Genomic DNA, 14,886 nt, shown 5'->3' with positions numbered 1-14,886 from the left:
TCTCTCCCCAAACTTGAACTTATGCTGACGAAACACCCGGCTGGCTACGGCCGCCGACCGGTTGCCCGACACGCGACACGCTCACTCGTATTCTCCCCCACCCCCCTGCCGGGCTATCGTCATCGCCGTGCGTCACTACGCCGCGTATGGCTCAAACCTCGACCCTGCTCGGATGCGTGCTTACTGTCCGCATTCGCCGATGGTGGGCACCGGCTGGCTGGAAGGCTGGCGGCTCACCTTCGCCGGTGAGGGGGTGATCGGCTGGGAGGGAGCGGTCACCACCATCGTGGAGTCGCCCGGCGACCGGGTCTTCGTCGCACTCTACGACGTACACCCGTGGGACGCCGCGCAGCTCGACGAGGTCGAGGGCGCGTTGTCCGGCACCTACCGGCGGCTGACCGTCCGGGCGGTCACCCTGGACGGCGCGGTCACCGCCTGGGTCTACGTCTTCGACGGGTACGAGGGCGGGCTGCCCACTGCCTGGTACCTGTCGGAGATCGCCAACGCCGCCGAGAAGGCCGGCGCGCCGGACGACTACGTCGCCGAGCTACGAAAGCGACCCACCCGTACCGCCACCGCCTGACCTGCCTACCGCCGGCCGAGCAGCAGGACGCCGGCCGTACGCTCGTCAGTCGGCCGGCCGACCGGTCGCCGGCCGTACGTGGGACAGCGCAGCGTGCAGCAACTCGACGAGTTCCCGCCGCTGCTCGGCACGCAGCGCGGCGAACGCCTGACCGGTGATCCGGTTGGTAACCCGGTCCGCCCACAACCGGCGGCGGATCAGCGGGCCGACCGGCGGCCACGGCGGCGACCACCCGGCCGCGACCGCGGCCTTCGTCCCGTCCGGGCCGCCCATCAGCGCCTCCACCGGCGTCAGCCCGGCCACCCGTACCGCCATCAGGTGTGCCCCGGAGCGGTGCTCGCCGAGCAGTCGTACCGCGACGGCGGCCCGCGCCCCGGCCGCGTCGTCCGGCCGGGGCATCGCCCGCCAGGCGGCGAACAGCGGCATCGCGGTCGCGTCCGCCGCCCCCACCACCGCCTCGGCCAGCTCGACCAGCCGGTCCACCTGCGGACAGTCGCCGAGCTGCTCGACACCCCACCGGCAGCATTCGGCCATGCTCACCGCCGCCACCCCGGTCGGGTCGGTCACCGCGCTGGCAGCCTGCCAGCCGTCGGCCACCGCGTCGGCGGCGATGAACCCGAGCGCGGCCGCGACCGTTTCGGCCGGTACGCCGCCGAGCACCCCGGCCCGGCCGGCGATGTGGAACGCCCAGCCGCTGAGCCCCAGTTGGCGCGCCCGGCTCAACGTGCGCGGACACTCCTGGTACGCCGTACTCAACTCGTGCAGGCTGCGCCGGCACGCGCCGGCCGCCTGATCGGGAATCACCGCGTCATCGCCTTTCGCCCACCCGCCCGGCCGGTCACCGCCACCGACTTTCCGTCAGCGGTCGGTCTGCGGCCCGGGCAGGTCCTCCAGCGCGGCTGCCACGTCGCCGGCGTACCGTCGGGCGGCGACGGCTGCCCGTTCCGCAGTCTTGCGCGCCACCTTACGACGGGCATGCTCCCGCTCGGCTGCTGAGCGTCGCCGTTCCCATTCGGCCAGTTGACGCTGCGCCTCGGCGACGGCGTCGGCCGCGTCCTGCTCGGCGGCGACGGCCCGGTCGAGTTCGGTGCGGGCGGCCCGCTGGCCGGCCTCGGCTTTGTCCAGCTCGTCGACCAACCGCTGCCGGCGGGCGGCCCGCGCGCGAGCAGCCTTGTCCGCCGCCCGAGCGGCCTTGTCCGCCGCCCGAGCGGGCTCGGCCACTCGGGTCGGCTCATCGGCGGCGGCCACCCCGTCGTCCGGGCCGACCAGCCGCAACCGGGGCCGCGGGACCTCGCCGAAACCGGCGTAGTCGACCGCACGGACCAGCCGGCCGGATCGCACCTGGGCGGCGATCTCCTCGTCGGCGAGGGCAGCGGACAGGGTCGCCTCGACCTCGCCCAACGGCAGCTTCGTCGACGCCAGCGCCGGGTCCTCGGCGACGGCCAGCTCCCGGCACTCGGCCACCAGCCCGTCGACCAGCGCCCGCCGCCGGGTCGACAGCTCGCGCAGGGCGGGACCCCGCAGGTCCCGCTGGGCGGCGCGCAACTGACCGGAGAGCTCCACCAGGCCGTCGAGCAGGTCGGCGCGGCGCAGCGCGAGCAGGTTGACCAGCCAGGCGGCCACTGTCGGTTTGCGGAGCTTGCTGATGGCCCGGGCGGTGTCCGGGTCGCTGCCCCGGGCGGCCGAGACGGCCTCGGTACGGGCCGCGACGAACCGCGCCGGCGGTACGGCGTACAGCCGTCGCACCACCTCGGCGGGTACTACGCTGCCGGTCACGGCGGCCCGGCTCAGCGGGCCGGGGTGCCGGCCGGCAGCCGGGCGTAGTCGCAGCCGGCCAGCTTGGTCATGTTGCTGTCGGTGACCTTGTGCCCGGCGTCGTTGAGCAGCCCGTCGTGCAGGGCGAGCGCCCGGCGCGGGGCCACTGCGCGGACGAACTCGACCGCCTCGGAGAGCTTCAGCCAGGGCGCGGAGACCGGCACGAACAGGGTGTCCACCTCGGCGTCGGTCGGCACGTCGAACGAGTCACCCGGATGGTAGACCGAGTCGGCGATCAGGAAGCCGAGGTTGGGCACCCGGGGCAGGTCGGGGTGGATCTCAGCGTGCCATCCCCCGTACGCCCGGACCGGGATACCGGCGGCCTCGAAGCGCTCCCCGGACTCGACCGCGGTCGCCACCTCGCCGAGCCCGTCCAGCTTGGACACCACCGATGGATGAGTGTGGATGGTCACCGAGGGTCGTCGAGCGAGCGCGTCGGTCAGCTGGCCGACGTCGAGGTGGTCGAAGTGCTCGTGGGTGACGAGGACCGCGTCGACGCCGTCGAGCGCGGCCGGCTCGCTGAACGCGCCCGGGTCGATCACCAGCACCGCGCCGTCGTGTTCCACCCGTACGCAGGAATGCCCGAACTTCATCAGTCGCACCGTGACCCCCTGTGAGCCGAATCGTGATCTGCCGCCTCGCAGTCTGCCGGAACCGGCCGGCTCGCGCCGCGCGTCTGAACGACACCTGGCGAACCCGTATGACGATTCCGAGGAGCACCCCTTGACTGTGAACAACGCAAGACGAGGCCGGTGGCGCACCGGTGGCCGGCGCGGCGCGGCGACCGGCACGGCGGCCCTGCTCGCCCTGCTGATCCTGACCGGCTGCTCAGGATCGGAGGACTCCGGTGTCAGCAGCTCCGCCGACATGCCGCAGCGGGCCGAACCGGCCCCGGCGGGTGGCGCGCCTGGCGACGGCGGACTGACCGGCGGGGACGACGCGGGCGGCGAGGAGGCGGCCGGTGCGGACTCGGCCGGCGGCGCTGAGCGGGGCGGCCAGGCCGACCGGCCGGACGGGACCTCACCGGTCGACCTGGCGGTGGGCAACCGGTCGATCATCTACTCCGGGTCGATCACCGTACGGGTGACCGATGTGCCGGCGAAGGCCGGCGAGGCGGCGACGATCGCGACCTCGGTCGGCGGGTTCGTCGGGCGAGACCAACGCTCCGAGTACGAGTCGTACGGCCGGGCCACACTGGAGCTGCGGGTGCCGGCGGAGCAGTTCGACCAGGTCGTCGACCGGCTGTCCCGCCTCGGCGAGGAGGTCAGCCGGGAGTTGACCACCCAGGACGTCACCGAGGAGGTGCTGGACCTGGACGCCCGGATCACCACCCAGCAGGCCCGGGTGCGCAGCGGCCGGGCGCTGCTGGCCGAGGCGGAGACCCTGGCCGATCTGGTGATGCTGGAGTCGGAGCTGGCCAAGCGGGAGGCGGACCTGGCGTCGTTGGAGGCCCGCAAACGTGGCCTGGACGACCTGGTGACGCTGTCGCGGATCACCGTCGAGCTGATCGGCCCGGACGCGACGCCACCGGTCGACGACGAGTCGGAGCTGGGTTTCCTGGCCGGGTTGGGGGCCGGTTGGCGGGCGTTCGTCGGGTCGATGCAGGTGCTGGTCACCGTGGTCGGCGCGCTGCTGCCGTGGCTGATCGCACTCGGCGTACCCGCGTTGGGGGTGTTCTGGCTGGTGCGGACGTCGCGGGGCCGGTCCCGGCCGGTTCCGGCCGCCACCGCACCCGCCGGCGGCGCACCGGTGCCGACACCGCGAGGTGACCACGACGGTACGGAAGGTGACCGCACGGACGACGACCGGGTCGCCGGCGACGCGACGGCCGGCTGATCCGCCGGTCAGTCGGCCGCGGCCAGCTGCAGCACGGTGTGGACGAGCAGGCGGACGCCGACGGCGATCGCCCGCTCGTCCACGTCGAACGAGGCGCGGTGCAGGTCGCTGCCGGCCTCGGCGCGGCCGACTCCGAGCCGGGCCAGGGCACCCGGCACGTACTCCAGGTACCAGGAGAAGTCCTCGCCACCCATGCTCTGCGGGGTGTCTGCGACGGCGGCGGGGCCGAGGGCCGCTGCGGTGGCGGCGGTGAGCGCGCCGATCGCGGCGGCATCGTTGATCACCGGTGGTCGACCACGCAGATACTCGATGTCGACCGTCGCGCCGGTCGGGGCGACCACTTCCCGGATGATCTGGGTGACGATGTCCGGTGCGGCGTCCCAGGTCGGCCGGTCCAGCACCCGCAAGGTGCCGGCGGCGCTGGCCTCGTTGGGGATCACGTTGTACTGGGTGCCGGCGGACGCCTGACCGAAGACCAGCAGCAGGCCGGCGTTGGCCGGCACCCGCCGGTTGACCAGCGCGGGCACCTCGGTGACCAGCCGGCCCAGGGCGTTGACCAGGTCGACGGTCAGGTGCGGGCGGGCGGTGTGACCGCCCGGACCGGACAGCCGCACGCTGATGTTGTCCGCCGCTGCGGTGATCGGGCCGACCCGCAGCCCGACCCGGCCGACCGGCAGGTTCGGGTCGCAGTGCAGCGCGAAGATCTGGGTGACGTCCTCGAGCCCGCCCGCCGCGACGACCTCCAGCGAGCCGCAGGGCAGGATCTCCTCCGCCGGTTGGAAGATCAGCCGGACCCGCTGGCGCAGTTCGCCCCGGTCGGCGAGCTGCGCGAGCAGCATCGCCACGCCGAGCAGCACGGTCGTGTGCACGTCGTGCCCGCAGGCGTGGCAGACGCCCGGCACGGTCGACCGGTACGGCACGTCCTTGACGTCGGCCAGCGGCAGCGCGTCGATGTCGGCGCGCAGCGCGACCACCGGGCCGTCAGCGGGGCCGGCGTCGATGTCGCAGATGACGCCGTTGCCCTTGGGCAGCAGCCGGGCGGTGAGCCCCATCCTGGTGAGCTGGTTGGCGATGAACGCGGCCGTCTCGAACTCGTGGCCGGACAGCTCCGGGTGGGCGTGCAGGTGCCGCCGGATCGCGGTCAACTGCCGCCCGCGGGCATCGAGCAACTGGTCCAGCCCGGCCGGCAGGGGTTGGGCACCTGGCAGTGGATCGGGCCAGGACGACGCCATCTCGCTGCCGGTGGGCAACGTCAACGCACTCGTCACGTCAGATTCTCGATCACTGTGGATGGGATGGGACTCCGACAGCCTAGACCGGGGACGGTAACGCTGCGCAACGTCATTCGGGTAGTGGCCGCATCGCGTATTGTCATGGAATGCCTGGTAGAGGCGATCGGACCGCTGCGGTCCGCCCCGAATGTCACCATCGTAGGCAGCCATGGGTCCCACACCTCCTACGCCGAGTAACGAGCCACGTAGCGACCCGGCTGCCGGTTCGACCGAAAACTGACAGATATCTGACTGTCGCGACACCCCCCAGTCCGGGCGTGCCATCTGATAACGACACCGTGACGGGTTGCGCACCTAGAGTCCGATCCGGTGTACATTGGGCTACCACACAACGACACAGAGTGGACTTCTCACCAACCTCGGCGCGTAGCTTTCGTTCCGCCGAGCGACCCAGCAAGATAGAGGGGTTGGTTCCCCGGCCCCTCAATTTCTCTCGGCGGCATTTCCTGTGACTCAGATTCCGACGTGGAGTGGCGGACCAGTCAGCTCTACCAGCGCACGAGCGGCACCCGGCGCCACCATCGGTGGCCGGTACTCGCTGCGTGCCGCGGTCGGGCACGGTGGCATGGGCACCGTCTGGCGCGCCACCGACACCCTGCTCCGACGCGACGTGGCGGTCAAGGAGGTCGTCCTCCCCCCGGGGCTGGCCCCCAGCGACCGCGACGCGATGTACGAACGCACCCTGCGGGAGGCCCGCGCGGCGGCCGCACTGCAGCACCCGGCCGTGGTCCAGGTCTACGACGTGGTCACCGAGGGTGGCCGCCCGTGGATCGTGATGGAGCTGCTGGACGCCCGCAGCCTCGCCGACATGGTCATCGAGGATGGCCCGGTCGCCCAGCGCGCGGTCGCCAAGATCGGCATCGCGCTGCTCGGCGCGTTGGAGGTCGCCCACGCCATCGGCGTCCTGCACCGCGACGTCAAGCCGGCCAACGTGCTGATCTGCACCGACGGTCGCTGCGTACTCACCGACTTCGGTGTCGCGCGGATGCCCACCGACGTCCAGCTCACCACGCCCGGGATGGTGCTCGGCTCGCCGCACTTCATCTCCCCGGAGCGGGCCATGGGCCAGGACTTCGGGCCGCCGAGTGATCTGTTCTCCCTCGGCGTCACGCTCTACACCGCCGTCGAGGGGCGCCCGCCCTTCGACAAGGGCGACCCGATCGAGACCATGCACGCCGTCGTCGAGGACCCGCCCGCCGCCCCGGTGCGCTCCGGCCCGCTCACCGAGGTGCTCTTCGGCCTGCTGGAGAAGGACCCGGCGCGACGCTTCGACGTACCGACCGCCCGGAGCATGCTGCGCGAACTGCTCGCCGGGCCGCTGGCCAGCAAGGCCCCGGCCAACCTGGTCACCGACCCGTACGCGGTGGTCTCGGTGCAGCGACCGCCCAGTTGGCAGCAGCAGGCCCGACCGGCGCCACCGGCGCAGCCCCAGCCGAGTGGCAAGATCGGTGGCCGGGCGATGATCGGCCCGGACGAGTCGCTCACCGACCGCCTCGCCGAGCTGCGCAAGGCCGGCCGGCAGATGCCGAGCGCGGCGCAGTGGTCCGCCGCCGGGCTGGACAACGCAAACCCGACCTCGCCGGCGGCCGGAGCGACCGCCGCGATGCCGATCAGCCAGGCCGGCGTACCCGGTCCGCGTGGGCAGCAGCCGGTTCGGCACGGCCACGGCCCGCAGAGCGGCCACGGCCAGCAGGGCGGCCAGGGCGGTGCGCTGCTCAGCCCGACCGGGGCGATGCCGGCGCCGAGCTGGAGCGACGGGCAGCCGGGCTGGGATCAACCGGCGGCCGGTCGGCCGGCACCGGGAGGTGCCGCCACCGCCGGGGCGATGCTGGACAAGGCGATCGCCGGGCTCCGGCAGGGCACCGGCAGCGCCGTCGAGAAGGTGAAGAGCTGGGACCGGAAGGTGCAGATCGGCGCGGCGGCCGGTGCCACGCTGCTGATCCTGCTGCTGTCCGTGACGCTGTTTAGTGGCGACGACGACGCGTCGCAGACCCCGTCTATCGTTGCGCCTGTCAGCACTGAACCGCCAGGCCCATCATTCGAGACGCAGACCTACGTTGAGCGCGGCATTTCGGTTGAGGTACCCGACGGCTGGGCCAGGACAGAAGCTGGGGTCTGGGTCGATTACACCGACCCAGAGGAAAGTGGGCGTCGCGTTCGACTCCTTGTCGAGAACGCAGGTTCCTCCACTCAGCCGCTGTCTTTCCTCAGAGCCGCAGGCGACCGGTTGTCGAAAAATCGCGGCAGTTGCGATGAGCCGTATCAGGAGATCAGACTGGATGAGTCCAAGATCGCAGACCAGCCATCAGCTGAACTGGAGTACACCTGCGGCGAAGGACAGGAACAACGACACGGCATCTGGCACGCCGTGGTCGCCAACGGAAAGGCGTACTCGTTCTTCCTGACCACCCCAGACGCCCGATTCGAGGAAAGTAAGCCGATCTTCGACGAAATGGTACGAACTTTCTCTCTGACGAGCAGCTAAGTATGGACCTCCTGCCCGAGGACCGGCACCCCTTCCCCAGGGCGTACCGGTCCTCGGGCAGCGCAATCTACAAGATCTCCACCTGACCACTCACCAGGTAGTCTCCAGAGTTCTGCGAACAGAAGGCGCTTGACGTCGGCGACGAGGTCGAACTGTCAAAGACGACCTGCCCCTGATCTTGGTAGTTGTATGCCGGGATACCACCGCCACCTGGGTAGCGGCAGTTCGCAAGGGCACGCTGGAACCCATAGTCGCCCGACACGGTCATCCAACACCAACTCGCATAGAACGGAACCCCATTCAGCGTTTCACTCGTAGTGTCGCAGGAAGTAGCCAATGCCGCAGAAGTTGAGGAGGAACGCTTCCCCACCTCAGCACCCTGCCCAGCAGAGGCAGGAACAGCTAGGACTGATGCGAGAAGAAGGCCTACTGAGGCAAGCCCCGCGATCGATCCCGCATATCCCAGCATCCGGGAAGCCCTGAAACCTGCAACTCTTCGAGACATGACAAAACTCCCTACTAAGATGATCCCGCTGGCGACACCAGGCGAGGAAGTGCCATCAAGACAACAGGACAGCACGCCAAAAGATTGACTACCATTAATATGTAACATTGAAAACAACTACTCAAAGTGTCAAGACGGATACACTAACTCGGAAGTGGTTCATGTCACAGCCCGCAACCTCGCCAATTGACGGCAGCTCATCCGACTACGACGGTCCAGGTCTCCAGACTCTGCGTACCCGGGTGGTGGCCTGGCTCGGCGACGAGCCGGACCCGGCCGCCCGCGCCGAACTGCTGACCCTGCTGGACCAGCTGCCGGGCAGCGCCGCCGAGCTGGCCGACCGGTTCGCCGGGCCGTTGACGTTCGGCACCGCCGGGCTGCGCGGTCCGCTGCGGGCCGGCCCGAACGGCATGAACCTGCAGGTCGTCACCAGGGCCGCCGCCGGGCTGGTGAGCTGGTTGGCCGAGCAGGGCGGCTCCGGACCGGTGGTGATCGGCTACGACGCCCGGCACGGGTCACGGGCCTTCGCGGTGCGCACCGCCGAAGTGGTCACCGGTGCCGGGCGGGACGCCTACCTGCTGCCCCGCCCGCTGCCCACCCCGGTGCTGGCGTACGCGGTCCGCGCCCTCGACGCGGTGGCGGCAGTGATGGTCACCGCCAGCCACAACCCGCCGCAGGACAACGGCTACAAGGTCTATCTCGGCGCTCAGCTCGGCGGACCGGCCGGTGCGGGCGCGCAGATCGCCCCGCCGGCCGACCAACAGATCGAGGCGGCGATCCGGGCGGTCGGAAAGCTGGTCGACGTGCCGCTCGGCGGCCCCGGCAAGACGCTGGACGACGAGATCGTCGCCGGCTACCTGCGGACCGCCGTGGCGGTGGTGGACCGGGCGACCCCCCGGGCGCTGACCGTGGCGTACACGCCGCTGCACGGCGTCGGTGGGGCGGTGCTGCGGGAGGCGTTCGTCGGTGCCGGATTCCCGGCACCGCTGGTCGTCGCCGAGCAGGCCGAGCCGGATCCGCAGTTCCCGACCGTGGCGTTTCCCAATCCGGAGGAGCCCGGCGCGATGGACCGGGTCGTCGCGCTGGCCCGGGCACACGGAGCCGACCTGGCGATCGCCAACGACCCGGACGCCGACCGGTGCGCGGTCGCGGTGCCACGCGGCGGCGACGGGTGGCGGATGCTGCGCGGCGACGAGCTGGGGGTGCTGCTCGCCGATCAGCTGATCCGGCGCGGCCGGCACGGCCGCTACGCCACCACCATCGTCTCGTCGTCGCTGCTCGGCGTGCTGTGCGCGGCGCGCGGCGAGCCGTACGCCGAGACCCTCACCGGCTTCAAGTGGATCGTCCGGGCCGGCAGTGACACCACTGACGGGGCCGAGGTGCCGCTGGTCTACGGCTACGAGGAGGCGCTCGGCTACTGCGTGGCACCCGACCGGGTACGCGACAAGGACGGCATCACCGCCGCGCTGCTGCTCGCCGAGTTGGCCGCCGAGCTCAAGGCAACCGGTCGGGGCCTGGCTGACCGGCTCGACGAACTGGCCTGCGAGTTCGGGGTGTACCAGACCGACCAGCTCGCCGTGCGGGTCGACGAGCTGAGTGAGATCGCCACCGCGATGGCGTACCTGCGGGCCAACCTGCCGACGACGCTGCTCGGCGAGCCGGTCACCGCGACGCAGGATCTGCTGCCCGACGCCGACGTGGTGATCCTGCGTACCGGCACTGCCCGGGTCGTGGTCCGTCCTTCCGGGACGGAGCCGAAGCTGAAGGCGTACCTGGAGGTGGTCCAGCCGGTGCCGGGCAGCGATCCGGCTGCGGCCCGCGAACGGGCCGATCGGGCGTTGGCACAGCTGCGGACGGAGACATCAGCCGCCCTAAACATCGGATGATGCCCGTTTCACCCGTTAGGCGCGACCAATTCATATTGCTGATCGTTTAGCTGGTTATGCTAGCTAGCCGCTGCTTCGCCTACCTGACCGCCGCGACGCACCGGCGGTACACGCTGCTCCCCTTCCACCGGCAGACTGCCCTGTTCCGCCTGACCCGTCGGCCCGGCCAGGCCGCCCGATGCTGGCTGGGCCGACGTCTGCGGCCGGCCCGCCCGACCGCCGCCGGTCTCCCCCGGCGATGGTCCGTACTGGACGGACGCCCCGTCATGGCCGTCGTCGTCGACGACGACACGATCAGCCCGCTCAACGCCCACCGGCGCAACCTGCACCTCGTCACCGACGCACTGGCCCGGGCCGGGGTGGACCACTTCGTCATCCCGACCGCGTCCGGGTTCAGCAGCCGGGTCGGGGTGCCGGCCGGCGAGCGTACCGCCGCACTGCGGGCCCTCGGCCGCCTCGACGGCCTGGCCGTGGCACGTGCCGGACACCGGTACCGGCGACTGCCGGCCCGGCCCGACTGGCGGCTGCGCCGGACCCCGGTGATCCGGGTCTTCCAGCCGGTGACCGGCGTCAACGGTCAGCTGACGTACGGCGGGCAGGCCGCCTGCGAGATCGAGTTCTGGGCGGTCGACGGTGACCGGCTGCACGCGCCCCGCAGCAACGACGTCACCGCCATCGTCCCGGCCCGGTCGGCCCCGGTACGGCTGACCGAGGCCGAGGCCTGCTGCTTCGCGCCGGAGGACCGGATCGCCCGGCACGTGACCCGTACCCCGTTCACCCGTCGGCCGGCGACCTGGCCCGACTTCCCAGTCGACCTGGTCTGCTGCTGGACCGACCCGACCGACCCGCGGTGGCGCTCCCGCCGGCAGCGGGCCATGGCCCGCACCGCCGGTCCGGTGCCGGCCGCCCGGCGCGCCGACCGGCACCGCCACCGCCACGGTGCCGGCCCGGCGGATCCCGCCGGCAACGAATGGATCGGCTGGGACGGCACCGAGGAACTGCGCCACCTGCTCCGCTCGGTGCACCTGCACGCGCCCTGGATCCGGCGGATCTTCCTGATCACCGCAGACCAGGTGCCGGGCTGGCTCGACGTCAACGATCCGCAGTTGACCGTCGTCGACTATCGCGACCTGCTCGGTGGCCACGCCGTGCTGCCCACCTTCAACCCGTACGCCGTCGAGTCCGCAGTGCACGAGATCGACGGCCTGGCGGAACGGTTCCTCTACCTGCCCGGCAACGTCTTTCTCGGCCGGCCCGTCGACCGGACCACGTTCTTCGAGCCCAACGGAATCCCCAAGGTGCTGCTCGGCCCGCCGCCCGGGCCGGGCCGGGGAGCCGGCCGGCTGGCCCGCTCGGGAGACACCCCGGCGGAGGCCGCCGCGCGGCGCGTCTTCGCCGACCAGTTCGACCGCCTCGTCGACCCGGGCGCCCAGGTCGGCGTACCGTTGCCGGTGCGCCGCTCCACACTGGCCGAGATCTGCACCAGCATTCCCGAGGTGGTCGCCCGGATTCGCGGTCACCAGATCCGGCATCCGGACGACGTGTCACTGATCCGCTCGCTGCACCCACACTGGTCGTACCTGCGGGGCACCGCAGTCCCCGGGTCACTGCGCCGGCACCGGGTCGACCCGGCCACCCCCGACGCCGCGCTGCGGCTGCACCGCCTGCTCGACCGTCGCGACGCCGACGCCTTCGGGCTGGACACCGAACTCACCAACGCGGTCGACTCCGCCGCCCGCCGGCTGCGGGTCGAGTTCCTCAACCGCTACTTCCCGACCCGGTCACCGTACGAGGTCGACGCGGAGACCGCGGCGGCCCGCGCCCCGTTCACCGCGACCGAGCTGGCGCAGCGCCTGCTGCGCCCACCGGTCGGGCGGTTCCCGGTCAATCCGCAGCTGCGGCTGGCCGCCGCACCGCAGCAGACCCGCCACCACGACGCCGGATACCCCGCACAGCCGGACCCGCTGTCGGCGGCCGACCCGGTCCCGGCCACCGAGGTGCTGGTGGGACACCGCTGCGGCTGACCGGCCACCGGGTACCTATGGTGACCAGGTGCAGGCGATCATCGCGACCCTCGGCTACGTACTCTCCCCCGACGGACGTCAGGTGCTGATGCTGCGCCGCGACACCCGGCCGGACGACATCCACTACGGTTACTACAACGGGCTGGGCGGCAAGCTGGAGCCGGGCGAGGACGTCATCGCCGGTATGCGCCGGGAGATCCGGGAGGAGGCCGGGTTGGAGTGCGGACGGGTCGAGCTGGCCGGGACCATCTCCTGGCCGGGCTTCGGCCGGCACAGCGAAAACTGGTTCGGCTTCCTGTTCCGGGTGCCGACCTGGTCCGGCGAACCCCGGCCGGACTGTCCGGAAGGCACCCTGATCTGGACCGACCTGGCCGACGTCCTCGCCGGCCGGGTGCCGATGTGGCCCAGCGACCGGCACTTCCTGCCGCTGGTCTTCGCCGAGCAGCCGACCGTCTTCCACGGCGTGATGCCGTTCACCGACGGCGTCGCGACCAGCTGGAGCTGGACCACCGCCGGCTGAACCGAACTGGTCAAGGCCGGTCAGAAGCGCGGCATCCCGCCGAACTGGCGGTCACCGGCATCGCCGAGCCCTGGCACGATGAACATCTTTTCGTTGAGCCGTTCGTCGATCGACGCGGTCACCAGCCGCAACGGCAGGCCGGAGCGGTCCAGCCGGTCGATTCCAGCCGGCGCGGCGAGTACGCACAGTACGGTGATCTCGGTGGCACCCCGGTCGGCGAGCAGCCGGCAGCAGTGCTCCAGCGAACCGCCGGTGGCCAGCATCGGGTCGAGCACCAGCACCGGGATGCCGGTCAGGTCGACCGGCAGCGACTCCAGATAGGCCCGGGGCTCGTAGGTCTCCTCGTCGCGGGCCAGCCCGACGAAGCCCATCGACGACTCCGGCAGCAGCGCCAACGCCGAGTCGGCCATCCCGAGCCCGGCGCGCAGCACCGGCACCAGCAGCGGCGGGTTGGCCAGCCGGATCCCGTCGGTCGGTGCCACCGGGGTGGTCACCGGGAAGGACTCCACCGGGAAGGATCGGGCCGCCTCGTACACCAGCATGGTGGTGAGTTCGTGCAGCGCGGCGCGGAACGCCGCCGAGTCGGTCCGGGCGTCGCGCATCGCGGTCAGCCGGGACTGGGCGAGAGGGTGATCAACGACGAGTACGTCCACGGTCGTTGAACCTACTCGCCAGCCCGGCGGCCGACGCATACACCTCACGGATCGCTTCGGCGTAGCGGGCCGGAGTGTGTTCGGCGCAGCGGGCCGCCGCCGTGGCCGCCTGCCGGCGGGCCGTGTCCGGGTCGAGCAGCAGCCGCAGCACCCCGCCGGCCAGCGCACCCGGCTGCGGCTCGGTGCGCAGCGCGGCACCGGCAAGCGCGCCGTGCGCGTGCAGCGCCCGGTCGACCAGCACCACCGGAGCCCCGGCCAGGCCGGCTTCCTGCAGGACCAGCGCCTGGGTGTCGGTCTGCGAGGCGAACGCGAACACCTCGGCGGCCCCGTACGCCGCAGCCACCACCTCCGAGCCCTGCTGGCCGGTGAGGGTGATCCGGGCGGCCACCCGGGGGTCGATGGCGCGCAGCAGCCCGGCCAGCCAGCGCGGCTCGTACAGGGCACCGACCAGCACCAGCCGGGCGGCCGGGCAGCCGGCCAGCACCCGCTCGAACGCGGCGATCAGCAGGTCGATGCCCTTCTCCCGGTTGATCCGACCCACATAGAGGACCACCCGGTCGCTGGGTGTGATGCCATGGCCGTACCGGAAGGCGTTGATCTCGTCGGCGGTGGTGCGGCGGGCCGCGACCCCGGTCGGCACCAGGTGCACCCGGTCGGCGGGCACCGGCAGGTGGATCCGGTCCAGCACCGCCCGGGTCGGCACCACCACCGCGTCGGCGCCGCCGAGCAGCAGGGTGTTGGTGGCGTCCATGGCGGCCCGGCGGCGGGCGACCGCACCGCTGGCCATCGGCCGGTGGTCGCGGGCGTGGCCGGCCGGTGCCGCCGCCGGGCGGGGCACGCCGAGCCGGCGGGCGTACAGTCGGACGCCGGCGCTGAGCGCGCGGGCCGGCACCCGGTACGCGTCGGCGTACGCGTGCAGGTCGGTGTGGTAGGTCTGGACCAGCGGCAGACCGAGCCGGCGGGCGGTGAGGACGCCGAGCAGCCCGACCGGTCCGGGGGTGTGCACGTGCACCACGTCCGGGGCGTGGGCGGCGATCTCGGCGATGGTGCCGGTGGCGGCGGCGCCGCGCAGCAGCCACGGCGACAACCGCAGGTCGGCGACTCCGCAGGGCAGCGCACGTAGCCGCAGCACGTCCGCCTCGGCCGGCTGGTCCGGATGCCGGGGCACCACGATCAGGCCGGGATGCCCGGCGGCGGCCGACGCCGCCGCGAGAGTCCGCAGCGAGGTGACCACCCCGTCGCGGCGGGGCAGGTACGTGTCGGTGAAGTGCACTGCTCGCACGTCAG

The 14,886-nt window shown here is 72.0% G+C and carries 12 protein-coding genes; 6 read left to right on the top strand and 6 right to left on the bottom strand.

Annotation, left to right across the window (positions count from 1 at the left end; genetic code table 11):
- Positions 1-127 precede the first annotated feature (127 nt).
- Positions 128-583: a gamma-glutamylcyclotransferase family protein gene (locus tag O7610_RS27750; RefSeq protein WP_278167063.1), complete on the top strand. Its 456-nt coding sequence runs from the start codon at positions 128-130 to the stop codon at positions 581-583.
- Between the two features lie 45 nt (positions 584-628).
- Here O7610_RS27750 and O7610_RS27745 read toward each other — a convergent pair whose 3' ends face one another.
- The 3 genes from O7610_RS27745 to O7610_RS27735 are packed head-to-tail and all read right to left on the bottom strand — an operon-like array spanning position 629 to position 3,000.
- Positions 629-1,387: an SCO6745 family protein gene (locus tag O7610_RS27745; RefSeq protein WP_281553303.1), complete on the bottom strand. Its 759-nt coding sequence runs from the start codon at positions 1,385-1,387 to the stop codon at positions 629-631.
- Between the two features lie 54 nt (positions 1,388-1,441).
- Positions 1,442-2,359: a hypothetical protein gene (locus O7610_RS27740; RefSeq protein ID WP_289212219.1), complete on the bottom strand. Its 918-nt coding sequence runs from the start codon at positions 2,357-2,359 to the stop codon at positions 1,442-1,444.
- Between the two features lie 11 nt (positions 2,360-2,370).
- The gene (locus O7610_RS27735; RefSeq protein WP_281553301.1) at positions 2,371-3,000 is read right to left on the bottom strand and encodes an MBL fold metallo-hydrolase; all 630 of its coding nucleotides are present in this window, start codon (positions 2,998-3,000) and stop codon (positions 2,371-2,373) included.
- 127 nt (positions 3,001-3,127) lie between these two features.
- On the opposite strand from O7610_RS27735, the gene O7610_RS27730 reads away from it, so the two are divergent.
- A complete protein-coding gene (locus O7610_RS27730) occupies positions 3,128-4,234 on the top strand; it encodes a DUF4349 domain-containing protein (RefSeq protein WP_289212218.1) in 1,107 nt (368 codons plus the stop codon).
- 8 nt (positions 4,235-4,242) lie between these two features.
- On the opposite strand, the gene O7610_RS27725 is transcribed toward O7610_RS27730, so the two are convergent.
- Positions 4,243-5,502 (bottom strand): amidohydrolase, encoded by a 1,260-nt coding sequence (locus O7610_RS27725; RefSeq protein WP_281553299.1) that lies wholly within the window; start codon positions 5,500-5,502, stop codon positions 4,243-4,245.
- Positions 5,503-5,974: 472 nt separating this feature from the next.
- On the opposite strand from O7610_RS27725, the gene O7610_RS27720 reads away from it, so the two are divergent.
- The 4 genes from O7610_RS27720 to O7610_RS27705 all read left to right on the top strand — a co-directional run bounded on the left by O7610_RS27720 (position 5,975) and on the right by O7610_RS27705 (position 12,946).
- Positions 5,975-8,011 (top strand): serine/threonine-protein kinase, encoded by a 2,037-nt coding sequence (locus tag O7610_RS27720; RefSeq protein WP_289212217.1) that lies wholly within the window; start codon positions 5,975-5,977, stop codon positions 8,009-8,011.
- A 666-nt stretch (positions 8,012-8,677) separates the two neighbouring features.
- On the top strand, positions 8,678-10,402 hold the full coding sequence (locus O7610_RS27715) for a phospho-sugar mutase (RefSeq protein WP_289212216.1): 1,725 nt from the start codon (positions 8,678-8,680) through the stop codon (positions 10,400-10,402).
- A 56-nt stretch (positions 10,403-10,458) separates the two neighbouring features.
- On the top strand, positions 10,459-12,426 hold the full coding sequence (locus O7610_RS27710; protein ID WP_289212215.1) for a stealth family protein: 1,968 nt from the start codon (positions 10,459-10,461) through the stop codon (positions 12,424-12,426).
- 28 nt (positions 12,427-12,454) lie between these two features.
- The gene (locus O7610_RS27705; RefSeq protein WP_289212214.1) at positions 12,455-12,946 is read left to right on the top strand and encodes an NUDIX hydrolase; all 492 of its coding nucleotides are present in this window, start codon (positions 12,455-12,457) and stop codon (positions 12,944-12,946) included.
- 20 nt (positions 12,947-12,966) lie between these two features.
- Here the strand turns inward: O7610_RS27705 and upp are convergent, their stop codons facing one another.
- Positions 12,967-13,599, bottom strand: coding sequence for a uracil phosphoribosyltransferase (gene upp, locus O7610_RS27700; RefSeq protein ID WP_289212213.1), 633 nt, complete (start codon positions 13,597-13,599; stop codon positions 12,967-12,969).
- Positions 13,580-14,881 carry a glycosyltransferase gene (locus tag O7610_RS27695; protein ID WP_289212212.1) on the bottom strand — a complete coding sequence of 434 codons (1,302 nt, stop codon included), beginning with the start codon at positions 14,879-14,881 and terminating at the stop codon, positions 13,580-13,582. Before O7610_RS27695 ends, upp begins: the two co-directional genes overlap by 20 nt.
- Positions 14,882-14,886: the final 5 nt, after the last annotated feature.

Source organism: Solwaraspora sp. WMMA2065 (assembly GCF_030345075.1).
GTDB lineage: Bacteria > Actinomycetota > Actinomycetes > Mycobacteriales > Micromonosporaceae > Micromonospora_E.
This window is presented reverse-complemented; position numbering and strand designations above follow the sequence as displayed.